Origin of the sequence: Hymenobacter terrestris (genome assembly GCF_013377905.1) — a bacterium.
Taxonomy (GTDB): domain Bacteria; phylum Bacteroidota; class Bacteroidia; order Cytophagales; family Hymenobacteraceae; genus Hymenobacter; species Hymenobacter terrestris.
Map to the genome: position 1 here is coordinate 74,903 of NZ_JABKAV010000002.1, position 24,023 is coordinate 98,925.

At 61.1% G+C, this 24,023-nt stretch carries 16 protein-coding genes; 6 read left to right on the top strand and 10 right to left on the bottom strand.

The genetic code is table 11. From position 1 onward, the window contains the following. Positions 1–208: 208 nt before the first annotated feature. Positions 209–1,342, top strand: coding sequence for a DUF6268 family outer membrane beta-barrel protein (locus HW556_RS01170; RefSeq protein WP_176897201.1), 1,134 nt, complete (start codon positions 209–211; stop codon positions 1,340–1,342). A 106-nt stretch (positions 1,343–1,448) separates the two neighbouring features. On the opposite strand, the gene ppk1 is transcribed toward HW556_RS01170, so the two are convergent. Together ppk1 and HW556_RS01180 are read right to left on the bottom strand one after the other, a co-directional pair. Continuing rightward, positions 1,449–3,569 carry a polyphosphate kinase 1 gene (gene ppk1, locus HW556_RS01175; RefSeq protein WP_176897203.1) on the bottom strand — a complete coding sequence of 707 codons (2,121 nt, stop codon included), beginning with the start codon at positions 3,567–3,569 and terminating at the stop codon, positions 1,449–1,451. Between the two features lie 85 nt (positions 3,570–3,654). Further along, a complete protein-coding gene (locus HW556_RS01180; RefSeq protein ID WP_176897205.1) occupies positions 3,655–4,146 on the bottom strand; it encodes a SixA phosphatase family protein in 492 nt (163 codons plus the stop codon). Between the two features lie 296 nt (positions 4,147–4,442). Here HW556_RS01180 and HW556_RS01185 point away from each other — a divergent pair, with 296 nt between their 5' ends. Continuing rightward, complete coding sequence (locus HW556_RS01185; RefSeq protein ID WP_176897207.1) at positions 4,443–6,596, top strand: T9SS type A sorting domain-containing protein; 2,154 nt, start codon at positions 4,443–4,445, stop codon at positions 6,594–6,596. A gap of 109 nt (positions 6,597–6,705) precedes the next feature. On the opposite strand, the gene HW556_RS01190 is transcribed toward HW556_RS01185, so the two are convergent. The 4 genes from HW556_RS01190 to HW556_RS01205 form a co-directional block, all read right to left on the bottom strand. Next, positions 6,706–8,424, bottom strand: coding sequence for a GEVED domain-containing protein (locus HW556_RS01190; RefSeq protein ID WP_176897209.1), 1,719 nt, complete (start codon positions 8,422–8,424; stop codon positions 6,706–6,708). Positions 8,425–8,654: 230 nt separating this feature from the next. Next, entirely contained in the window at positions 8,655–9,935 is a 1,281-nt protein-coding gene (locus tag HW556_RS01195; RefSeq protein ID WP_176897211.1) for a M43 family zinc metalloprotease, read from the bottom strand. Between the two features lie 372 nt (positions 9,936–10,307). Then, positions 10,308–11,657 (bottom strand): GTPase HflX, encoded by a 1,350-nt coding sequence (hflX, locus tag HW556_RS01200; RefSeq protein ID WP_218136836.1) that lies wholly within the window; start codon positions 11,655–11,657, stop codon positions 10,308–10,310. Between the two features lie 183 nt (positions 11,658–11,840). Then, on the bottom strand, positions 11,841–12,245 hold the full coding sequence (locus tag HW556_RS01205) for a c-type cytochrome (protein WP_176897213.1): 405 nt from the start codon (positions 12,243–12,245) through the stop codon (positions 11,841–11,843). Positions 12,246–12,393: 148 nt separating this feature from the next. On the opposite strand from HW556_RS01205, the gene HW556_RS01210 reads away from it, so the two are divergent. Together HW556_RS01210 and rfbC are read left to right on the top strand one after the other, a co-directional pair. Continuing rightward, positions 12,394–13,524 carry a glycosyltransferase family 4 protein gene (locus HW556_RS01210; protein ID WP_176897215.1) on the top strand — a complete coding sequence of 377 codons (1,131 nt, stop codon included), beginning with the start codon at positions 12,394–12,396 and terminating at the stop codon, positions 13,522–13,524. A 54-nt stretch (positions 13,525–13,578) separates the two neighbouring features. Then, a complete protein-coding gene (gene rfbC, locus HW556_RS01215) occupies positions 13,579–14,121 on the top strand; it encodes a dTDP-4-dehydrorhamnose 3,5-epimerase (RefSeq protein WP_176897218.1) in 543 nt (180 codons plus the stop codon). Between the two features lie 143 nt (positions 14,122–14,264). Here rfbC and HW556_RS01220 read toward each other — a convergent pair whose 3' ends face one another. Continuing rightward, positions 14,265–15,566, bottom strand: coding sequence for a UDP-N-acetylmuramoyl-tripeptide--D-alanyl-D-alanine ligase (locus tag HW556_RS01220; RefSeq protein ID WP_176897221.1), 1,302 nt, complete (start codon positions 15,564–15,566; stop codon positions 14,265–14,267). A 42-nt stretch (positions 15,567–15,608) separates the two neighbouring features. On the opposite strand from HW556_RS01220, the gene HW556_RS01225 reads away from it, so the two are divergent. Continuing rightward, positions 15,609–17,939, top strand: a complete 2,331-nt coding sequence (locus HW556_RS01225; RefSeq protein WP_176897224.1) for a T9SS type A sorting domain-containing protein — start codon at positions 15,609–15,611, stop codon at positions 17,937–17,939. 142 nt (positions 17,940–18,081) lie between these two features. On the opposite strand, the gene HW556_RS01230 is transcribed toward HW556_RS01225, so the two are convergent. From HW556_RS01230 to msrA, 3 genes are all read right to left on the bottom strand, one after another. Then, complete coding sequence (locus HW556_RS01230) at positions 18,082–18,864, bottom strand: amidohydrolase (RefSeq protein ID WP_176897226.1); 783 nt, start codon at positions 18,862–18,864, stop codon at positions 18,082–18,084. Between the two features lie 62 nt (positions 18,865–18,926). Beyond that, positions 18,927–20,117, bottom strand: a complete 1,191-nt coding sequence (locus tag HW556_RS01235) for a methionine aminotransferase (protein WP_176897229.1) — start codon at positions 20,115–20,117, stop codon at positions 18,927–18,929. A gap of 152 nt (positions 20,118–20,269) precedes the next feature. After that, positions 20,270–20,965, bottom strand: a complete 696-nt coding sequence (msrA, locus tag HW556_RS01240) for a peptide-methionine (S)-S-oxide reductase MsrA (protein WP_176897231.1) — start codon at positions 20,963–20,965, stop codon at positions 20,270–20,272. Between the two features lie 151 nt (positions 20,966–21,116). On the opposite strand from msrA, the gene HW556_RS01245 reads away from it, so the two are divergent. Beyond that, positions 21,117–24,002, top strand: a complete 2,886-nt coding sequence (locus HW556_RS01245) for a TolB family protein (RefSeq protein ID WP_317170461.1) — start codon at positions 21,117–21,119, stop codon at positions 24,000–24,002. The last annotated feature ends 21 nt before the right edge of the window (positions 24,003–24,023 follow it).

The following is a 24,023-nucleotide window of genomic DNA, read 5'->3' on the forward strand; positions in this document are numbered from 1 at the left end:
GTTGTTTTAGCTGCTGCCAGGCTACATCTGCGGCGACCAAAAAGAGCCTCTCCCCGTTTGCATGACTCGCTTTAGTAGCGTTTCTGCGGGGTGAGGCTCTTTTCTTCTGCCGCTGAGAACCGTTTTTTCGGTCAATGCCGTTGCAGCTTCATCCTTTTCGCGGCTTGGTCCGTTAAGGCCCTAACCAGCCGTTAATCCCTTTGCCTGTATGCCCGTTTTCTCTGCCCGCACCCGTTGTTTATTTTACTGTCTGAACGTGGCCGCTGTACTGGCCGGCAGCACGGCACTGGCCCAGGTAAAGCCCGGCAATCCGCCCGTGTATCCGCCGCCTGCACCACTAACCAACGACACAATGCAGGCCAGCCAGGTAGGCCAGGCCCAAAGATTTGCCGTACCCTCGGTAGTAGGCATGGGCCCGAGCAAGGGCGTGGTAGGCAGCATCGAGAGCCTGGGCAACTTTCGCATCACCACCCGCTTGCAAGACGAAGGTGGCCGTGAAACCAGCACCACGGTCACCAAAAACCGTCGGGCCTTCATCAAGGGGTATATCCCGGCCTGGAACCGCCCTCACCTCAAGGTGATTCTGGGCTTCAATTATGATCGGGAGGAGTTCCAGTTCCGCGAGCCCGGCAACGCGACGTTCTACCGCGACCTGGAAGATAAGGGCCTCAAGACGCTGGGCACCCAGCTGGCCGTGATTCGGCCGGTCGATGAGGTGCATTGGTATGTGGCCCGGGTAAAGGCCGAGCTCAACGGTGACTACACTTCCTCGGAGCTTTCGATAAAAGACTACCTGCGGACGTCGGGCGAATTCATTTATGGCTGGAAACGCAGCCCTTACTTTTCGTGGGGCGTGGGCGCGCAGCTCAGCTACACGTTCGGGCGGCAAAGCGTTTATCCCGTTATCCTCTATAATCGCACTTTCAACCAGCGCTGGGGCGTCGAGTCGCTGTTTCCGGCCCGCGTAACCTTGCGCCGCAACATCAACCCTAAAACGCTGCTTTTCGGAGGCTACACCGTTGATGGCGCGAACTACAATATCAAGCTCCGGGAACCATTGGGCGACCTGCGCACGCTTATCATCCGGGAGCGGGAAGTCAAGTTCCGGTTGCGGGCGGAACGGGAGATTTACGACTTTCTCTGGTTCGGCCTCGAAGGCGGCTACCGCTACAATGCAGGATTCAGCGCGTTCAACGAAGACAACTACCGTCGCAGCCTGCTGGGTATTTTAAGCGGCGGCCGCACCAGAGCCGTCGACAACACGTTAGGTGGAGCGCCCTACTTCAGCGTGGAGATGTTTCTGGTGCCCCCGCGCAAGCTACTTAGCAAGATGGCCAAGTAGCCGAAACGATGAAATTCGGCCCATGAGGCCATCGAAAAAGCCAAAGCGCTACTCCAGCTTCCTGCGTGCAGGAAGCTGGAGTAGCGCTTTGGCTTATAGAGCAAATTTATTTGGGGGCCTTTTTTGCGGTGGCCGGGCGCTTGCGGGCGGGCCGGCTCAGGGCCGCGAGGTAGGCATAGGTTTCAAACTGGGCGCGAACCTCGCCCTCGGCGGCAGCCGCTTCCTCGGTAGGGCCGATGAAGTTGTTCTGCCAGTCGCGCGACTTCACGCTATCCTGGCGCTGGAAATTGAGCAGGTCGAGCAGCTCGGCCCGCAAATCAGGTTCCAGAATAGGAAATGCCACTTCTACCCGACGGTCGAGGTTGCGGTTCATCCAGTCGGCCGAAGCCACGTACAGCTTCGCGTCGCCCCCGTTGCCGAACACATACATGCGGGCGTGCTCCAGAAACCGGTCGACGATACCGCGCTGCTGAATGTTGGTGCTCTGGCCCGGCAGACCGGGCATCAGGCATGATATGCCCCGGATCAGCAGTTCAACGCGCACACCCGCTTCGGAGGCCTCGTAGAGCTTGCCAATCATGCGCTCGTCCTGCAGAGCATTCAGCTTGAGGATGATGTATGCATCCTTACCTTTTCGGGCCAGCTTAATTTCGTGGTCGATGAGGGCGTTGAGCTGCTGACGCAGCTCGAAGGGGGCTACCAGCAAGTGCTGGAACTGGCCTGTCTTGTCAAGGTGGTCGTGGAAGTAGCGGAACACCTCGGCCACCTCGCGGGTAATCTCGGGGTGAGCCGTAAACAAGCCGTAGTCGGCGTAGACCTCGCTGGTGGCCTCGTTGAAGTTACCCGTGCTCAGGTAAGCATATAGGCGGTTGTGGCCTTCCTCGGCCCGCGTGATGAGCAGCATTTTGCTGTGCACCTTCAGGCCAGGCATGCCGTAGATGACGTTGGCACCGGCTTTCTGCAGCTTCTCGGCCCAGAACATGTTGCTCTCCTCATCAAAGCGGGCTTTCAGCTCGACTATCACGGTTACCTGCTTGCCGTTTTTGGCCGCTTTCAGCAAGGCTTTGGCCACGGCACTCTTGCTGCCTACGCGGTAAAGCGTAATACTGATGTCGCTCACCTGCGGGTCGCGGGCGGCCTCGTTGAGCAGGCGCGTTACGTAATCGAACGATTGGTAGGGCGGGTGCAGCAGGTGGTCGCGGCGGGCGGTGGCGGCCAGCAGTGAACCGGTGCGCGGCAGCGTGGGGTGCGGCAGCGGCGGCATAGGCGCGTACTGCAAATGCTTCAGGCCGAAATCGGGGAACCCGAAAAAGTCGCGGAAGTTGTGGTAGCGGCTGCCCTCTACCAGCTCCTCTTTCCCGATACCGGTTTTCTGCTCAATGGCCCGCAGGATGGCGTCGGGCATGGCCGGGTCGAAAAGTAAGCGGGCCGGAAAGCCGGTAGCGCGCTTCTGCAGGCTGCTCTTGATTTTGGCCAGCAAGTTGTCCGACACTTCCTCATCGATGTCGAGTTCGGCATCACGCGAGAGTTTAAGCGCGTGAACCTGCACCTTGCCGTAGCTGGGGTAAAGCTCGGCCGCGCAGCTGCGAATCACGTCGTCGAGGAACATCACGTAGTGCTCGGTACCCACGTCGGGCAGGCGCACGAAACGGCCGCCGTGGCGCTTGGTAGGCAGCTCCATGGCCAGCACCCGCTCCTCGTCGTGCTTTTCGGGTTTATGCGGCTCGGTCAGGTAAAAGGTCAGGTACACGCTCTGGTCGCGCAGGAACAGGTGGTGCAGGTTGTCGTCGAGGATAATGGGCGAGAGTAGGTCGCGCACGTTTTCTTCGAAGTACTGTTTCACCCAAGTACGCTGCTCGGCCGTAAGCTCGCTTTCCGAAATTAGGTGGATATGCTCGCGGCCCAGCTCGGGCAGAATATGGTTGCGGAACGTGTCGCCAAATTGATGCTGCTGGCGGCCTACCTCGGCCAGCAACTCAGCGAGCTGCTCGGCAGGGTCTTGGCCCAGCTTGGCTTTGGTTTTTTTCTTGAGCTTGCTGAGCCGGCGCAACGTGGCCACCCGCACCTTGAAATACTCATCGAGGTTGCTGCTGAAAATGGCCAGAAACTTCAGCCGTTCCAGCAAAGGCACGGCGGGGTCCTGAGCTTCCTGCAACACCCGGCGGTTGAAGGTAAGCCAGCTGATTTCCCGGTTTAGCAGTTGCGGCTCGGACGATTTATCGGTCATTTTTCAGTGGACTGGTGGTCGGTAACAGGGAGTTGACTTACCTAATTTGCCCGTCGTTGGCTTTAAGCGAGCAGAACAGAAAGGCTTAGTAGTTTTTAGGCTTATCAAAGAAGTAGTACTCCGACTTGGCGCGGTCAACATCGGCCCATTGCTCCACGCTGAACTTTAGGCACACGATGGAGGAAGTAGGCATGGAGGGGATAGAGCTGGGCGAAAGCAGGTTGGCAAAATCGGTGAGCGTGTTGTTGTGGCCCACCAGCAACACTTCGTCGGCCGCATCGGGCAGGGCCTGCACAATGGCCAGCAAGTCGGTTACTTCGGCTTCATAAATGGCGTCTATCACCTGCAGCTTTTCGGGGGGCAGGCCCAGCGCCTCAGCCACCAGCGCCGCCGTGCTCAGGGCCCGTACGGCCGGCGACGACACCAGCAAATCGAGCCTGACACTACGCTCGGCCAGGGCCTGGCCCATCAGCGGGGCTTCGTCGCGCCCCCGGCCGTTAAGCGGGCGCTCCTGGTCGTTGAGCATATCGAAACTCCAGCTCGATTTGGCGTGGCGCATCAGGTACAGCGTTTTCATAGGAGCGCAACAGTTAGGGTGGCAGGCCTCTTTACTACGGCCGGCGCAAAAGGTTATGCCCCGACCTGCTCCCACAAGTCCGAGTGTAATGGCCCGCTGGCTGATTGTCGGCGGAGTCAGATGGTTGTATGAAGCTCATCTGTATGCCGGATGCTTCATTACGACAGAGTAGCTAGAATAACGTTTGCTCGATATAGTAAAACAAGTGTATTATTGCAGCTGCAAACAGCAATAAGGCCTTGGCTCATAATAGCTTGGCAGCATTTTTACCCCTCCATCTATTTTACTCTGTACCAATGAAACACTTCTTTTCCGCTTATCTGGGCCCCACTTTGCGAACGGGGCTGCTATTACTGGGCTGCGGCTTAACGGGCCTTACTTCGGCTAAAGCCGAAGGCTCCAAAAACCTGACCCCTGGCACTGCCAACCCCGTGGCCCCGGCTAATGGGCCCAACGACCGCGTCGGCTTTTTACAACACAACGACGGCGCCAATTCCAATAATTTTCTGCTGCCCGCCGCCAGCGCCAATGAGCGCATGTACGTGCGCATGCAGCCCGGCGACACCCTATTCTACGGCCTCCGACGCACCGCCTCCGGTGAGCAGAACGACCGACTGCGACTGCGGATTGTGGATGCTGGGACAACTTTGCAGACCACTACCCTGCAGATTGATGGCGGCACCAATATCAATAATGCCCGGCTGGCTCCGGCCCCCGGCGTAATTGCCAACTATGGTGAGGCGGCTACTGGCCCCCGCCTCAAAGGGTTTGTGGGCGGCCTGCCCACGCTGCCGGCCAGTGGCTATAACCCACTCTACTACGTAAATAGTGGGCTGGTAGCCCGCGACGTGTGGGTGGAATTTGCGCAGGTAGATGCCACCGGCACTCAGGTATTCGCAGCCTCCAACCAGGGCAAATCATGGTACGATATCTGGGATTTCACAGTGCGTAACAGGGGCGAAAAGCCTGGTCGACTGTATGCCAGAACTTGGTCGTTTACTGGCGGAAGCTTTACATCGCAGTATTCGACCAGTTTCGGCCTTTATCCACTCATCCCCAATCCCAACGCAGTTGGGGGGTACGCTGCCAATGAGTCGTTCTTTGTTAAGCGAGTAAGCTACTCCCGCATGACGCCATTTGGGGTACTGCTGCTGGCCAATGAATTTGGGACAACCGAGTCGGCTCCTAACCGCGTCACATTTCAACAGCGCCGCCGAAGCATCAATGCCAACGTAGGCTATGCCCAGTACAAGTTATTTGTTAACGACCCGGACCCGAACGTGTATCCAAGTACTGTGCTGCCCACCAGGCCAAGGGTAACCACCACCTGCGACCCCGTTACTAAAATAACCACTTTCACGCTCAACGTCGATCAGGCAGGTTTCGGCGTGGTATTTATCGACGGCAACCGCGACGACTTATACCAGGCATCCACGGACCGGATTTTGGAGGGTACAACGGTTGTGGGGGATAATGTCTTCACCTGGGATGGCAGATCGGATAATGGTACCGCTATTACGTCTAACTTGATCAATATTTCCTTTTCCAGCGGAGTAGGCCCGGTCAACTTCCCACTCTTCGACTGCGAATCTGCGGGATTTGCCGGCATTACCGTGCGCTCCGTCCGGCCAGGTGGAGCATTCGCACCCGATTTTGTGTATTGGGATGACAGCAATTTTGCGGCGGGTTTCTCAGCGCCCTCCTACAACCCTAACGGTACCAGCGACCAGGCTAACGGCCACCGCTGGGGCACTCCTGGTACCAATAGCGGACCTCCCACCGGGGGCGACGGCGTGCTGGTGAATACCTACGCCGTTGGGCTGCTGGCTCGCGGGCAGGCGGTTGATATTGTGTATGATCCGGCTAATGCCTGTGCCGCCGTAGTGCCACCAGTAGTGCTTCCCGTAACCCTGACCAAATTTGAAACCCGCCATGAGGCGGGGGCCGTACGCCTAAGCTGGGAAACGGCTACGGAACTCAACAGCGCCTATTTTGAGGTAGAACGCAGCCTTGATGGTCGGCGTTTCGAGGCTATTGGCCGGGTTAAAGCCCAGGGCAGTAGCAGCACCGTCAGCACTTATACTCTGCTTGACCAAGCTACCCCAGCCAGTACGCCGCTGCTTTACTACCGCTTGCGTCAGGTAGACATTGATGGTACAGTAGCCTACAGTGGGGTGCGCACCGTGAAGGTCGCGGGCCGGCCGCTTGTCACCGAAGCCTATCCCAACCCAGTTGTCGGTACGCTTTTCGTGCGCTTGGCCGAGCCGCTAACCGGTGCTTTCACACTGAGAGTACTGGACAGCACAGGCCGCCTGATGTGGCAGCAGCAGCAACCCGGCAGCATCCGACCGGAGTTGGAAGTGCCCACCAGCCAACTGCCGGAGGGCCGAAGCTACATTCTGCAGGTACAAACAGCCAGCGGCTCTTTCATCCAACGCTTCGTGAAGTAAGCCTGTTTCCGGCCCACTACCGGCTGCAGCCTCACAACCAAGCAGTAAAAAGCCCCCTTCCCGGTTTGGGAAGGGGGCTTTTTACTGCTTGGTTGCAGAACGAATATGCCTACTCTTTCACGAAACGCTGGTGCGACACCTGCTGTCCATCAGAAATACGCAGCAGATAGATGCCTTTGGCCAGATTCCCGACGTGGAGCATGCTGCCCTCGAAGCGGGCAGTTTTCATCTGCGCTCCGCGCATATCGTACACGCTCACCGATACGGCTCGGGCGTCGATGGTAGTCGGGATTTCGATGTTGAGCACATCGGTAGCCGGGTTGGGGTACACGCGGTAGCCCGCCTGCTCAACCGTTGCCATCTGACGCGCCGTACCACCCGTGATGTTCACGGTGTAGTCTTCGGTTTCGCCGTAGCTGTAGTTGTTGCAGCTGGTAGTGGCGGCGTTGTCGCTCATGGTTACCCGCATGCGGGTGCTGCCGGTTTTGGCCGAGGCTGGGACCGTGAAGGTGGCCGACAGTGTGCCGGCACTCGATGAGGAGCCCGATACTACTGTTTCGCCAGCGTCAGTAAAGTCGCCATCCCGGTTGTAGTCGATGTATACGCGCCAGTTTTCGGTGTAGGCCGTCGAGGCAAAACCAGCCGAGAAGTTGATAGTCTGCGACGAGCCAGCGGCAATAGTCGTGCTGGTGGCCGTGCCATCGTAATAGCCGGCGTTGGCACCCGAAGTGCGGTTGATGGTTCCCAGCTTCACCAGGTCAATCCACTCGTAGCTTACATTGGTGCCTTTGCTAGCACAATACGATACGGTGGGCGGCGGCGTGGTACCACCGGGGGCCGTATCACCGTTCGAGGTCAGCAGCGAAGCACGGGCACCGCCGCTGGCAAACAGCGCGTTCATACGCGTCGACTGGCCGGTAGAGAACATGTACATGCAGGCATCATCGGTGTAGTCCATGTAGTTCATGAACATGTCGCCGTTGGGGCCATTCGAGCAGGTAACTTTCGGAAACGATGGGCAGCCGCCGTTGCTGGTTTGCTGCGTGGGCGTGTCGCTCACCAGGTCGTTGCCGCAGCTGGCATCACCCCAGATGTGGCGCAGGTTCAGCCAGTGGCCTACTTCATGCGTGGTGGTGCGACCCTGGTTGAAGGGGGCACCGGACGAGCCACCGCGGCCGAAGCCGGTAGTGGTTACCACTACGCCGTCGGTGCTGGCCGAGCCGCCCGGGAACTGCGCGTAGCCCAGCAGGCCACCACCCAGGTTACCCACCCACAGGTTGAGGTACTGACCGGCCGGCCAGGCATTGAGGCCGCCGGTAGCCGTGCTCTTTATCCGGTCGTCGCTCGACCAGCTGGTAATCGAGGTCTGCTTGCGCTGAACACCCGTAGTGGCGTTGCCGCTGGGGTCGCGCTTGGCCAGTACAAACTGAATGCCTACATCGGCTACCCGCGAAGCAAAAGCCGAGGGCACTTTGCTCACGTCAGCGTTAAGCTTATTGAAATCTTCGTTCAGCACGGCAATCTGCGAGGCAATCTGCGCGTCGGAAACGTTCTGGGCAGACGTGTTGTAGAGCACGTGCACTACCACCGGAATCGTGACAACGGCCGTCGTACGGTTAGCCACCGGGTTATCGGTAAATGACTGCGTTTGGGCTTCAATACCCGCCAGACGAATGGCCATGCCCGGGTCGGCAGCGAGTTGGCGCTCCAGCACTTCCATGGTAGCGCAGTCGCGCTTAGTGGGTAATGGCTCCTGCTGGGCCCAGGCTTCAGCAGTGATGCCCATGCCCAGCAGGCCCAGGAACAATGAGTAAATATTCTTCTTCATAGAGTGGTGTTGAATGAGAGAAAATGAGTGAGAAAAAAAGGTGTTTGGCTGTAGAGTATGGTTCGAAGTGTCTAAATTATTGAATTAATTTCAACTACAGACACATTCTATTGATATAAATACAAAATGTGGCTTCAGGCGTTTATAACGCCATTTTACAACTATCCCATAAAAGCACAAACCCCACTCCGGTAAGCCGGAGCGGGTTTTGTGCTTTCATGAGGGTTTACTTACTGCTTGCGGAAGCTTTGGTGCTGAATGGATTTCCCGTTGGTCATCATCAGGTGATACAGGCCAGCTGGCAGGGCCGATACATCGAGGCTGCCGACTGCCGTCAGGCGGGCCTGAGACATTTCGAGGCCCCGTAGGTCATACACCTTCATTTCCCAGCCCGCAGCGGGCGTATCAAGGCCAGTACGAATTGAAAGCTGGCCGTTGGTTGGGTTCGGGAATACAGTCAGCGTTTCTGCGGTTGCCGTGGCTACCAGTGGGGCCGTACCACCGTCCGAAGTCAGCAGCGAAGCACGGGCACCGCCGCTGGCAAACAGCGCATCCATGCGCGACGACTGCCCATTGGAGAACATGTACATGCAGGCATCATCGGTGTAGTCCATGTAGTTCATGAACATGTCGCCGTTGGGGCCATTCGAACAGGTAACCTTCGGAAACGAAGGGCAGCCGTAGTTGCTGGTTTGCTGCGTGGGCGTATCGCTCACCAGGTCGTTGCCGCAGCTGGCGTCACCCCAGATATGGCGCAGGTTCAGCCAGTGGCCTACTTCGTGGGTGGCAGTACGGCCCTTGTCATAAGGTGCCGCGGAGCCACCGGGCAGCGAGGAATAGAGAACTACTACGCCATCGGTGCTGGCCGAGCCGCCAGGGAACTGCGCGTAGCCCAGCAGGCCGTTGCCCAGGGCACATACCCAGATGTTGAGGTACTCGCCCGTTGGCCAGGCGTCGTCGCCGCCCCGCTTAGACTGTTTCATGGCATCGTTGGTGCTCCACGATTTCACCCGCGTTGATTTGCGGATTATGCCCGTTGTAGCACCACCGGTAGGACTACGCTTGGCCAAAGCAAAACGAATATTAGTGCTGGCGGCGGCACCGGAAAACGCAGCCGGAATCAGCGAGGCATCGGTGTTGGTTTTGGCGAAGTCCTGATTCAGCACATCAATCTGGGCCTGCACCTGGGCGTCGGAAACGTTCTGCGTAGCCGTGCTGTAAAGTACATGCACTACCACCGGAATGGTCACCGGACCGGTAATTGCGGCGCGATTGGCCACAGGATTGGCTACAAAGCGGCTGGTGCGGGCCTCTATTTCGGCTACGCGCCCGGCCATCTGCGGATCGGCGGCCAACTGGCGGTCAAACACCTCCATAGCAGCACATCCCCGGTTCTGTAGTTGCTGGTCGGTTTTTTCCGTCATGCGGATCATGCTGCTGCTCTGGGCTGAAGCCGAAATTGCTGTCAGGCCAGAAAGGGCGAAAGCAAGTAAGTAGAACGTTCTTTTCATAAAAGGGCACTAGCAAGTGAGAGAAGAAAAAAAATCGATACCTAAAAGTGCCTTAAATTATTGAATTATCAATTTTATTGAATAAAAAATATACTTGCATTAAACAATGACTCATTTCTTAGCCATTAAACCAATTCGCTATCGAAGCTACTTAATCTAAGCTACGGAGGGCGCTGTAGGGACGAGGGCTTAGTTTCGCTGTCCTGCAGTTGCCTTAGCGGGGTAGCCTATCAATAGATGCCGGCAACTATTCAGCTCTATCCATAGTCATGCAAAGGCCGCCATCGGGCGGACCGGCATACCGTAGTCGGTAAGCTGGCCCGCCCGATGGCGGCCTTTTTCGGCACAAGTACTGCTGCTGGCTCCTAGTGCTTATTCCTGCCAGCCTTCGTCGTCGCGCGCGGGGTGTACGGCCGGGTACCGCTCGTTGTGGATGGCCGCTACCAGCTTCACCAGGCGCGCCCGCAGCTCGTCAAGGTTGGTTCGGTCGAGAGCCGAGATGAACTCCACTTTGTTGTGCAGCTTGGCCATGTAGGTGGCGCGCAGTTGCTCAAGGGTAGGCCGCGGGGCCGGGGCATTCTCGTCGGCGTTCATGCCCTCGAAGCCGTCGTGGTAGGCAGCTTCGCCGGTGTCGTACTGGTCAATCTTATTGAAGACCACGAGCACCGGCTTCTCGCCGGCCCCAATGTCTTTGAGCGTATCCTCGACCACGGCCATGTGCTCCTCGAAGCTCTGGTGCGAAATATCGACCACATGGATGAGCAAATCGGCTTCCCTTATCTCATCGAGCGTGCTCTTGAAGCTCTCGATGAGGCGGGTGGGCAGCTTGCGAATGAACCCTACCGTGTCGGAGAGCAGGAACGGTACCGTGTCGAGCACCACCTTGCGCACCGTGGAATCGACGGTGGCAAAGAGCTTGTTTTCGGCAAATACATCAGCGCGGCTCAGCAGGTTCATGATAGTACTTTTGCCCACGTTGGTGTAACCTACCAGCGCCACGCGTACCATGCCGCCGCGCGATTTGCGCTGGGTCTGACTCTGGCGGTCGAGGTCTTTGAGGCGCTCCTTCAGAAAGGCAATCCGGTCGTTTACCACCCGACGGTCAGTCTCAATCTCGGTTTCACCGGGTCCGCGTTGCGACACGCCGCCACCGCGCTGCTTGTCCAAATGGCTCCAGAGGCCCGTCAGGCGAGGCAGCAGGTATTGGTACTGAGCCAGCTCGACCTGGGTCTGGGCGGTGGCCGATTTGGCCCGCCGGGCAAAAATATCGATAATCAGCAGGCTGCGGTCCACAATTTTCACCTTCAGCTCGGCCTCCAGGTTACGCAGCTGCGAAGGCGAAAGGTCGTCGTCGAATATGACCATGCTGGCCCCCGAGTGCTCCACGTAGGCCTTAATTTCGGCTAGCTTGCCCTCGCCTACAAAGGTGCGGGTATCGGGCTTGTCGAGGCGCTGCACGAAGCGGTGGACGACGGTAGCGCCGGCCGTTTCGGCCAGGAAGGCCAGTTCGTCGAGGTATTCGGTGGTTTGGGCTTCGGCCTGGCGTTTATCGGGCACAGCTACCAGCACGGCCGTTTCCTCGTCCACACTGGTGTCGTAGGTACCGTTTTCGGCGGCCTTGGTGAGGATGCGGCCCGCCCGGCCCTTCACGCCATCTACGGCGCCATGGTGGCGGGTGCTGTTCTGGTCTTTGCGGCCCTTGGAAGTCGGTTTATTTGCCATCAGTATAGCGCAATCAAAAGTAGAAAAGGAAGTGCGAAGCTGGATTTGGTACTGAAAGGCAGCGTTCGATATTCTGCAACGATACGCGAAGCCGGAGCTTCGCGCTACACGCCGGCGGCCTTGGGCTTATAACGCAATCTGGCCGCAAAACGGCGCAATTTGCGCTTCGGCTTACTTGCCGGCCTACTTCAGCGTGAGCGAGTAAGCTACCACCTGCGCAATCTGGTCGTCGGTTAGTTGGCCCTTGAAACCAGGCATAACGCCCGAAACGGAGCCGTTTACCACCATGTAGGTGCGGCCGGCGGCGTTGAGGTTACTTTTGGTCAGGTCGCGGGCGCCGTTAGCGCCTAGCTTACCATTGGCCCCGTGGCAAATGGCGCAGTTCTGGGCAAAAAGCGTCTTCCCGGCCGCCAGCACCGTAGCATTGGCCCCGGCCGGCATTTCGGTAGCCGCCGCGGCGGGCGGAATTGGGGGCAGCGGCTTGGTAGCGTCGGCTTCGGAGGCGTCGGTGGCCGGGCTGCAGGCGTTCAGCAGCGTGGCTACCAACAACACTGCCGGGCGGATAATTACGGAAGAAACTGAGAGCATATGCAAAGATACGCCGGAGCCGGGCAGTACGCCGGGGCCAGAACCAGGAAACCGGGAAGCCACGGCCGCCGTAACCGCGCCCACGGCCGGCACTGCCCCTGCGCCCCGGCCGCGTACCTTTGCAGCTCAAGTCTATTGTTTTTGCCGAATGCGCGTCGCCATCGTTATTAATACCGCCTGGAACATCTGGAACTTCCGCCGCAGCCTGGTGAAGGCCCTGCAGGCCGCCGGCCACGAGGTGCTGGCCATAGCCCCGCCCGATTCCTACTCAGCGCGGCTGGAAACCGAGCTGGGCTGCCGCTTCGTGCCCATCCTGATGGAAAACAAGGGTACTAATCCGCTCAAGGACGCCGCCCTGACCCGCCGCTTCTACCAAATCTACAAGCGTGAGCAGCCCGATGTGGTGCTGCATTACACCATCAAGCCCAATATTTACGGCACACTGGCGGCCCGGCTGGCCGGCATTCCGAGCGTGAACAACGTGTCGGGTTTGGGCACGGTGTTTATCGTGAAAAACCTGGTGAGCAAGGTGGCGCTGGGCCTATACAAATTTGCGTTTCAGTTTCCGAAGCGCGTGTTTTTCCAGAACGATGATGACCGGCAGCTGTTCATCAGCAACGGGCTGGTGGACGCCGCGAAAACCGATTTACTGCCCGGCTCCGGCGTGGATATTACGCGCTTTAAGCCCGCCCCGCAGTTCCGCCGCAACACGCCATTCGTGTTCCTGTTGATTGCGCGAGTGCTCTACGAAAAGGGCGTGGAAGAGTACTTTGAGGCGGCCCAGCTGGTGCGCGAGGCCGTGCCCGGCACGCGGGTACAGCTGTTGGGCGGCATCGATGAAAGCGGCGGTGTGGGCGTAAAGCGGGCCGTATTTGAACAGTGGCTGGCGGCTGGCCACGTTGAGTACCTGGGCACCTCCGACAATGTAGCCGAACTGCTGGCTCAGGCCGACTGCGCGGTGCTGCCCTCCTACCGCGAGGGCACGCCCAAAACCCTGCTCGAAGCAGCCGCCATGGGCAAGCCCATCGTCACGACCAACGTGCCCGGTTGCCGCGAAACGGTGGTGGACGGCAGCAATGGCCTGCTCTGCCAGGTACGCGACGCCGCCGATCTGGCCGCCAAAATGCTGCAGGTGCTACGCCTGTCCGATGCCGAGCTGGAGCAGATGGGCCTCGCCGGCCGCCAGCTGGCCGTAACCAAGTTCGACGAGCAATTGGTACTCGATAAGTACTTGGCCGTGGTAAAAGAAGTGGGGAAAAGCCGCGCCGGCCGCCGATAAATCTGCCTAACTTGCGACCCAAATTCGGTCACCGCCAGCTAAACTATATAGTGCATGGAGTTTATACACTTTGATATTTCGGGCGTAGTCGAAATCCAGCCCCGGGTGTTTGGCGATGCCCGCGGGGCATTTTTTGAGTCGTTCAGCGCCGAGAAGATGGCGGCGGCGGGCATCGTGGGCAACTGGGTGCAGGACAATCAGTCGCGCTCCGACCGGGGCGTGGTGCGGGGCCTGCACTTTCAGCAGCCGCCGCATGCCCAGGCCAAGCTCGTACGCGTAGCCGCCGGCCGCGCCCTCGACGTTATCGTGGATATTCGCCGCGACTCGCCTACGTATGGCCAGCATCTGTCCGTGGTACTGGATGCCGAGCGGTTTAATATGCTCTACGTGCCCGTTGGCTTCGCTCACGGCTTCACGGCCCTCAAAGACGGTACGCTCTTCCTCTATAAGTGCACCGACTATTACGCCCCCCACTCGGAGGGCGGCCTGCTCTGGAACGACCCGGCCCTGAATATCGACTGGGGTGTTTCCAACCCGACCATCTCGGCCAAAGACCAGGTACTGCCCACGCTAGCCAATTTCAACAGCCCCTTCTGATCACGGATTGGCGCGGATTTTTCGAATTTCACAGATTTTGTAATCGGGCCGTACTGCCGGTTTCAGACAGTTACTTTCCTGCAAAGAGCGAAAAGGCCACCTCACATTGAGATGGCCTTTTTAATTGACTACAAAATCCGTGATCAAAGGAGTTCTACCAGGGTTTCCAGGCCCATGCCGCGGGAGCCTTTTACCAGCACCTGGCGGTTAGCCAGCGGGTTGGCGCGTAGCCAAGCAGCGGCTTCGGGCTTGGTAGCGAAATGCAGCATGCTGGAGTCGAGGGCGGCGGCCTGGGCCAGCTCGGGACCGATGAGGATAACCGTACCGAAGGGCAGGCCCTGCACCAGCCGTCCCAGCGAGCGGTGCTCGTCCTCACTCTCGGTGCCCAACTCGAACATGTCGCCAAGGATAACCACTTTGGCCGCCGGGTCGCCGGGGCGGGCCGCAAAGCTGCTGAGGGCGGCGGCCATGCTGCTGGGATTGGCGTTGTAGGCATCGAGCACCAGTGCGTTGCGGCTGGTGCGCACTAGTTGCGAGCGGTTGTTGCTGGGCTCGTAGGCGGCCAGCGCCTCAGCAATGCCCTCGGCGGGCACCCCGAAGTAGGCCCCTACTGCGGCGGCGGCGGCAAGGTTGGCGAAGTTGTAGCCGCCCGTAATCTTTGCTTCCACTACCTGGCCGCCGAATAGCTCCATAATTACTTCGGGGGCCGCGCCAAGCAGCCGGGCTGGGTAGGTATCGGTGGGCCCGGGGTAGGTAACGCGCTCAGCTACCGGCGTGGCCAGGCCCGGCAGGCGGGCATCGAGCGTGTTCACGAAGGCCGTGCCGCCGACCTGGGCTAGAAAGTGAAACATTTCGCCTTTGCCTTTGGCAATACCTTCCACCCCGCCAAAGCCTTCGAGGTGGGCCTTGCCGATGTTGGTGATGAGGCCGTGCGTGGGCTCGGCCAGCCGGCATAGCTCCTTAATTTCGCCCTGGTGATTGGCCCCCATCTCGATGATGGCCAACTCGTGCGCGCCGGGCCGGATACTGAGCAGCGTAAGCGGAACCCCAATGTGGTTGTTGAGGTTGCCTTTGGTGTACTGCACCCGAAACCGGCGACTAAGCACGGTCTGCACCAGCTCTTTGGTGGTGGTTTTGCCGTTGGAGCCCGTAATGGCCAGCACCGGCATAATCAGCTGGCGGCGGTGGTGCAGGGCCAACTGCTGCAAAGCCACCAGCGGATCGGGCACATAGGTGTAGCGGGCCGGGTCGGAAGCGGCCAGGTCAGCATCATCTACCACAGCGAAGCGGGCCCCTTTAGCCAGCGCTTGCGGCGCGAAGTCGCGGCCCCGGAAATTGGGACCGTTGAGGGCGAAGAACAGCGTGCCGTCCTGCGGCTGGCGCGTGTCGGTGCTGACGGCTGATGCTTGCTGGAAGCGGGCGTAGAGGGCCGCGAGGTCTGCCATGCGGTTTGTACCTAAATTTAGAAGCTAAACGAAATTCCGCCCATGACTATTTCTTCTCCGAAAAACTGGAACTGGCTGCTAGGGCTGGCTGTGGTGGTGCTGGCCGGCGCAAATCAGGCCATAGCCCAGCAGGGCGCCGGGTTCGGCTTTGAGTTCCGGCCGGTGGCAAAAGTAGTGCAGGGCGGCGACACGCTGCGCCAAGCCTGGGCCGGGGGCCTTAACTCGCCCCAGTTTTCCAACCTCGACCTCAATGCCGACCAGCAACCCGACCTGCTGGTATTCGACCGCATCGGCAACCGGGTGCTCCCGTTTTTGAGCGTGGCCACGGCTACCGGCCGCACCTGGCAGTTCGCCCCCGAATACGCGGGCCTGTTCCCACAGGGCCTGCGCAGCTGGGTGCTGCTGCGCGACTACGACTGCGACGGCCGCCCCGACCTGTTTACGGCCGACGAGCGGGGCAGCAACATTCGCGTGTTCCGCAACGAGCCCGACGCGCAGGGCCGGCCGGCTTTCCGGCTCATCACTACGGTGCTCACATATTTCGCGCCCAGCATCGGCGGCAACATCAACATTGCGGTGGGCGGCGACAATATGCCCGCCATTGAAGACGTGGACGGCGACGGCCGCCTCGACATTGTAACCACCGAGTTCGGCACTAACACGCCTAGCCTGTATTTTTACCGCAACACCAGCACCGCGGCCTGCGGAGGCCTGAGCTTCGGGCTGGGCTCCGACTATTGGGGCGGCGTACGCATCTGCGGCCACGGCTGCGGCGGCTTCACCTTCGCCCCCGACCAGTGCCGGCCTGCCCCGTTGCGGCCCACCCACAACACGGGCTACAACCTGGCCGTGTTTGATGTGGACGGCGACGGCCGCGCTGACCTGCTGACCGGCCGCACGAACTGCGCCGAAGTAACCATCCTGCGCAACGAGGGAACTGCTGAGCTGGCCCGCTTCACGGCGGCCGGCTTGAATGCGCCCGCTCCCTTTAATGGCCAAGCCCCGCGGGTGCCCAACCTAGCCGCCGCCTACCCCGCCGACGTAAACTTTGATGGCCGACCCGACCTACTGCTGGCGCCCAATCTGTTCGACAACCGCGACAACAACGACACGGTGGATACCCGCAATGCGGTGCAGCTGTACCGCAACACCGGCGCGGCCACCGGTCCGAAGCTGGCCCGCGAGCCGGCCGGGTTTCTGCACCCCGATATGCTGGATGTAGGTGAGCAGGCCGCCCCGACCTTCGCCGATCTTGATGGCGACGGGCTGACCGATATGCTGGTGGGTAGCCTCAACCGCCCCGATGGCGGCGGGACCTTCCGGGCCGCGCTGCGCTACTACCGCAACGTGGGCACCCGACAGAAACCGATTTTTGAGCTGTTTGATGCCGACTACCTAGGCCTGAGCCGCCGCAAGCTGGCGGCGTTGCGCCCAGTGCTAGCCGACCTCAACGAAGATGGCCGGCCCGATCTACTTTATTCATCCTTCAGCCTGAAAGGCGGGGTCGGTACCGTAAGCTACGTGCTGAACACGGCCGCTGCCGGCCAGCCACCTGCCTTCGACCTGACGGCTGCCGTGGAACTACCGAACATGCCGAACCAGCGCTATACCATGCCCGCCGTGGCCGATATGGATGGCGACGGCCACCCCGATTTGCTGATGGGCGTAACTGGCGCCTCAACGGCCTTTCCGGGTGGGCCGTTGCGCTACTACCGCAACTCCGGCACCGGTGAGCTAAGCCAGCGTTTCCGGCTCGAAAACAACGACTACGGCCAACTGCGAAACCTCGATGGCACATTGCCCGGCTATTTGAGCCCAGCCGTAGCCGATTTCGACCGCGACGGCCGCCCCGACCTGCTCACGGCCGCCACCGACGGCACCATTCAGTTCTTTACTGACCTGCGCACCCAGTCCGCCGCCTTTGCGGGCCGCACGAACATCGTCTTCAACCCTCTCAACCAGCAGCTGGAAGCGGCCCGCTGGGGCGGCTCCTTCGATATGCGCTTAGTACCGGCCGCCGCCGATGTAAACGGTGACGGGATTCCGGAACTGTTTCTGGGCCAGGAAACCGGCGGCATCAGTTCGTTTGTGGGTCGTGGCGGCTTAATCACCTCCTCCCCTACCCCAATAGACCGCTCTGGCCCCGAGGTGCGCGTGTTCCCAAACCCCGCCACTGCCCAGGCCACTGTAGAAGCCACAGAACCCGTACGTCTGACGGTGCTCGACTTGCTGGGCCGCACGGTGCGCCCCCAAACGGCGCCCGCCCGTGTGCATCAGGTATCGGTAACCGGCCTGGCTACCGGCGTATATCTGGTGCGCTGCCAGAACGAAGCCGGCAGCGTGCGTGTGCAACGGCTGGAAGTGAAGAAGTAGTGGAGCTATAAGCACGTCATGCTGAGCCTGCCGGAGCATCTGTACCGCTTTTTTGCAACGTTATGCGAAGCGGTAGAGATGCTTCGGCAGGCTCAGCATGACGTGCTTATACGTCTCAAAATAGCCTCAACACCATCCGCCTTTACTGCAATACTTCAAACGAGTCGGCATCCTGCAAAGCGGGGAAACGCTGCCGGAATTCCAATAGCTCGTCGCGGCGCAGGGTACGGGTGATGGTAGTGGCTTGGTTGCCGACTTCGACGAGGTAGTCTCCGCGCATATCGATAAGGGCCGAGTCGCCGGCATAGTCGGCACCGTTACCATCGCGGCCGATGCGGTTGACGCCCATCGTGTAGGCCACGTTTTCGATGGCCCGGGCCCGGAGCAGCGCTGTCCAGGCAGTGCGGCGAGCGGCGGGCCAGTTGGCGGTGTACAGTAGCAGGTCGTAGGGCGCGGCCGGGTTGTTGCGGCTCCAGACGGGGAAGCGCAGATCGTAGCACACCAGCGGGCAGATGCGCCAGCCGCGCCACTCCTCAATCAGCCGCGCCGTGCCGGCCTCGTACACAGTATGCTCGCCGGCCATGGTAAAGCGGTGGCGCTTGTCGTAGTGGCTCCACGAGCCATCGGGGCGCACCCACAGCAACCGGTTGAAATACTTTCCGGCTTCCTCCACCATCAGGCTGCCGGTTACCACCGCATCGTGGGTGGAGGCCAATTGCTGCATCCAGGCCAGGGTGGGGCCGTTGGTGGGCTCGGCCAGCCCCTGGGGCGTCATGCTGAAGCCGGTCGTGAACATTTCGGGCAGCACCAGCAGATCGGTGGGAACCGAAATGGTAGCGGCCTGGCGCTCCAGGTGCTGCCGGTTGGCCTCCGGCTCGTGCCAGTGCAGGCTGGTCTGGATGAAGGAAACGGCAAGATTGGACAAGGCAAAGGCAGTTTGAGGCAGCGGTATATCCTAAAAATAAGATAAATAAACGAGCCCGCTTTCTACCTGGTGGCTTGCTTCACCCAGTCGGCCTCCTGTAGGCCGGTTAGCCGTGCGGCGGCGGCGCGCAGGGTTTCCTCGGTTTTAGCAAAGCAGAAACGCACCAGTTGGGCATCGTGGCCGTCGTGGTAGAAGGCCGACAGCGGCACCACGGCCACGCCGCTTTCCTGAGTGAGCCGGCGGGTAAATGTGCGGTCGTCGAGGCCCGGGGCCAGAGCCCCGAAACCGGCCACCTGGAAGTAGCCGCCCCCGGAAGGCAGCAACTCGAAGCCGGTAGGTGCCAGCAATTCGCGCAGTAGGTCGCGCTTCTGCTGATAAAATGCGGGCAGCGTTTCGTACAGCGCAGCATCGGGCACAACGTCGGCCAGCGCGTGCTGGGTGGGCGTGCTCACGCTGAAGGTGATAAACTGGTGCACCCGGCGCAGCTCGGCCGTGAGGGTTGGCGGGGCCAGGCAGTAGCCAACCTTCCACCCAGTGGCGTGGTAGGTTTTGCCAAACGACGACAGCACGAAGGCCCGCGCCCGCAGCTCGGGGTAGGCCGATACGCTGTTGTGCTGTGCCCCGTCGAACACCATGTGCTCGTACACTTCGTCGCTGAGTAGCAGCGTGTCGGTGTCGCGCAGCAGGCCAGCCAACGTGTCGAGGTCGTCAGCCGAAAGCACAGCGCCGGTGGGATTGTGGGGCGAGTTGATAAGCACGAGCCGGGTGCGGGGCGAGAGGGCCGCCGCCACCCGGTCCCAGTCGGGCCGGAAGTCGGGCGCCGACAGCGGCACGTATACCGGCACGCCGCCCTGCAGGCGCACGGCCGGGGCATACAAATCGTAGGCCGGCTCCAACAGCAGCACCTCATCGCCCGGGCGCACCACGGCGGCCATTACGGCATACAGGCCTTCGGTGGCGCCGCTGGTGACGGTGATTTCGGTGGCCGGGTCGGGCGTATAGCCGTAGCGAAGGGCAGTTTGCTGACTGATGGCTTCGCGCAGCCGCGGCAGGCCGGGCATGGGCGCGTACTGCTGGTGGCCGGGTGTGAGCACGTGGCGGGCCAGCGCCTCCAACAGCGGCTGGGGCGGGTCGTAATCCGGGAAGCCCTGGGCCAGATTGATGGCCTCATGGTCCTGGGCCAGCTGGGTCATTACCGAAAAGATACTGGTGCCCACATCGGGCAGCTTGGAAGTGAAGGCGGGGGTAGACATAGGTGGGAATAGCTTACGGGAAAACGGAACGTCATTCAGAGCGAAGCGAAGAATCTCGCGGGCCAAAGTAACTCCTGATGTTGAGTTTACCTTGGCCCGCGAGATTCTTCGCTTCGCTCTGAATGACGTTCTATACCAATGCGCTTCAAACTCTACAGCGGGTTCTTCAACAGTTCGGGGAATTTCTTGCGAAACTTCTCCACTTTGGGCACCGACACGTTCTGCACGTAGCCCGATTCGGGGTGCAGGCGGTAGTAGCCTTGGTGGTAGCCTTCGGCGGGCCAGAACTTTTTGAACGGCACCACCTGCGTTACGATGGGGTCGCCGTACTGCTTGCTGGCATTCACCCGCGCAATGGCATCGTTAATGATTTTCTTCTCTTCAGGAGTGCGGTAGAAGGCGACTGAGCGGTACTGTGGGCCGGCATCGGGACCCTGACGGTTGAGGGTGGTGGGGTCGTGGGCAGCGCGGAAAAACACGTCAATCAGCGTGGCATAGCTTACTACTTTGGGGTCGTAGTACAGCTGAATGGACTCGGCGTGGCCGGTTTCGCCGCGGCCCACCTGCTCATAGGTGGGATTGGCCTCGGAGCCGCCGCTATAGCCCGACACCACGGCTTTTACGCCCTTTATCTCCTCGAATACTTCCTCGGTACACCAGAAGCAGCCCCCGGCAAAGTCGGCCGTGGCCAAGCCAGTCATATCGGCCGGTGCGGGCCCCGCCGTGGAGCGCACGGCAGTCGAACCCTGGGCGGTAGCAGTTTTCTGGGCTTCGGCGGGCCGCTCAGAACAGGCGGTCAGCAGCAGGATGCAGACGGCGGCAAAGCCGTTTTTCAGTAGGTTGGTCATGTGTTTACAGACAAAGTGTTGCGGCAGAAAGTTTGCCGGCCGGGTGGGGCCGCGCCTATCTACGCAGCCCCGCCCCTGCCCGGACGTGCGACGGGGTTTGCATTCGGGCCGGCCGGGTGGTTTCTTCGGGACCCGCTAACCTGTTTTGTCCGTGCGTATTCTACTTTCTGCCGCGCTGGCGTTGCTGGCCACCGTGCCCGCTGCTGCCCAAACCCTGCTGCCCATTGAACAGCAGGTGCCTGCCCGGGTGCGCTGGCACGAGGTACGCACGCCGCATTTCCAGGTGGTGTACCCGGAGGGGTTCGAGGAGCAGGCCCGGCGCACGGCCCACCGGCTGGAACAGGTGCACGAACCGGCCGCCGCCTCGCTGGGGGCGGCCGCCCGGCCCGTTACGGTTGTGCTGCAAACCCGCACTACCATTGGCAACGGCTTCGTGACGCTGCTGCCGCGCCACTCCGAGTTCTTCACCACCTTCCCCCAGAACCCCTACCTAGTGGGCACGCTCGATTGGCTCGACCAGCTGACGGTGCACGAGTACCGCCACGTGGTGCAGTTCGATAAGGCCCACCGGGGCATAGGGCAGCTGGGCTACCTGTTCGGCGGATTCGGTGGGCTGGGCCTAGCCACGCTGGGCGTGCCCGACTGGTTTGCTGAGGGCGACGCGGTGGGCACCGAAACGGCCCTCACGCGCAGCGGCCGGGGCCGGATTCCGAACTTCGGGGCCTACTACCGGGCCAACCTGCTGGCCGGTCGGCGCTACTCCTACGCCGAGGCCACGGGCGGCTCGTTCCGTCACTACGTGCCCGACCACTACGTGCTGGGCTACTACCTCAGCACCCGCCTTAAGCGCACCGCCGGCCCCACCGCCTGGGCTGGCGTGCTCGACAAGTACTACGATTTCCCGGTTTACCCTTTCTCGTTTTCCGACAAGCTTCGCCGCCTCACCGGCCTGCGCTCCGACGACCTCTACACCCAAACCACCCAGGAGCTCGACAGCCTCTGGAGAGCCCAGCAAACCGGCCGGAACCTGACGCCGGCCCGCGACTTTGCAGTGGAAGCTTCTGGAAAAGTCTTTACCGAATACCAGTACCCGCAATACCTGACCGACAGCACCGTGCTGGCCCTTAAGAGTGGGCTGGGCCACACGCCCCGGCTGGTGGAGCTGAGCCGCGGCCAGCCCGAGCGCACCCGGCTGGTGCTGGGCCTGCATCACAACCCCGAACAGCTGTCGGTAGGCGGCGGCAAGGCCGCGTGGCTGGAGTTTCGCTACCACCCGCGCTGGCAGCAGCAGGTGTACTCCGAGCTACGGGTGCTCGACTTGGCCACCGGCCGCCTGAGCCGGCCCAGCCGCCGCACTCGCTACACGGCCGCCGTACTTTCGCCCGACGGTGGCCGGCTGCTGGCCGTGAGCACCGACTCGGCCTACCAGCACCGCCTGCACCTGCTCGACACCGAAACCGGCCGCGTGCTGCGCACCTTCGAAAACCCGGCCAACGAGCCCTACCTGCATCCGCGTTTCGGGGCCGGGGCTGATGGCGAGCGCACGGCGGCCGTGGTGCGGCTGGCAACGGCGGGCAAGCGCCTGGAGCTGCTCGATGTGGAATCGGGCACGACTCAGACCGTGCTGCCGGCCACCAACGACAACATTTCGCACCCGCAGCCCTGGCAGGATTATGTACTGTTTAACTCGCCCCGCAACGGGCAGGATGAAGTGTATGCCGTGCAGGTAAGCACCGGCCAGGTGCAGCCGGTAACCAGCCGGCCAGTGGGCAGCTACCACGCCACCATCAGCCCCGACGGGCAAAGGCTGGCGTTCCACGAAATAAGGGCTCAGGGCAGCCGGGTGACGGAGATGCCGCTGCGACCCGCCACCTGGCCGGCTGCTCTGCCGGCTGGTAGCGGCGCTGTTGCGCCTGCCGACCTGTATGCCGACGAGCTGACGGCCCGCGAGCCGGGCACGTCTACCGTAGGCCCGCTGCTGCCCCTCGATTCGGTGGCCGGGCCGACGTTGACGCCGCGCCGCTACCGCCGCCTACCCCACGCGCCCAACCTCTATGGCTGGGGTTTTGTGCAGAGCCCGGGCAGCACCGGCCTGAGCCTCGGTTTGCGCGCCCAGGACGTGCTGAGCACCACCCAGGCCGTGGCGGGCCTGGGCTTCGACGGCACCGAGCGCACCGGCCGCGTGTTTGCCGATGTCAGCTACCAAGGCTTGGGGCCGGTGCTCGATTTCGGAATAGAAGACGGTGGGCGGCAGGCGGCCCTGCTGTTACCCAACGGCGGCGGCGTGGCCGAGGACCGGTGGCGCTACACCCGCCTGAGTGTGGGCAGCCGCCTGCCGCTGGTGCTTACTACCTCCCGCATGCTGACTTCGCTTAGCGTGGGCGCGTTTTATCAGCTGGAGCAAACCCGGGGCTACGAGCTACCGGCGCAGTTTACGAACGAGGTGGGCCGCCAGCCGCTGCACGCGCTGCTGGGCACCGTTAGCTTCAGCCGCACGCTGCGCCAAAGCTACCGCGACGTAGCGCCGCGCTGGGGCCAAAGTCTGCTGCTAACTGGCCGCGACACACCCTTTGGGGCTAAAGGTTTGCAGGCCCGGCAGCTAGCGGCGCAGGGCAGCCTGTTTCTGCCTGGCATCGGGCTGCACCACGCTTTGCGGTTGCGGGCCGGTTACCAGTACCAGCAGCAGCGCGAGTACCGGTTTGGAGCGGCCGTTTTCTACCCCCGGGGTCTGCCCTATCTGAGCTTCGACCGGCTCACGTCGCTCAGCGGCGAGTACCGGCTGCCTCTGGCCGATGTGCATTGGCAACTCACGCGCCTGCTCTATGTGCAGCGCCTCAAAGCCAATGTTTTCCTCGATTACGTCCGGGGCGAGTCGGGGCCGTTGCGCCGCTCCTACCACTCGGCCGGCCTCGACGTATCAGCCGTTTTCAACCCGCTCCGGCTGCGCACACCTCTGGAAGTGGGCTTGCGCACGGTGTACAACTCTTACTTTGGCACCTGGGAGGTGCAGCCATTGGTACTCAACATTGGGTTTTGATTGAGGGCTTAGCGCAAGCCC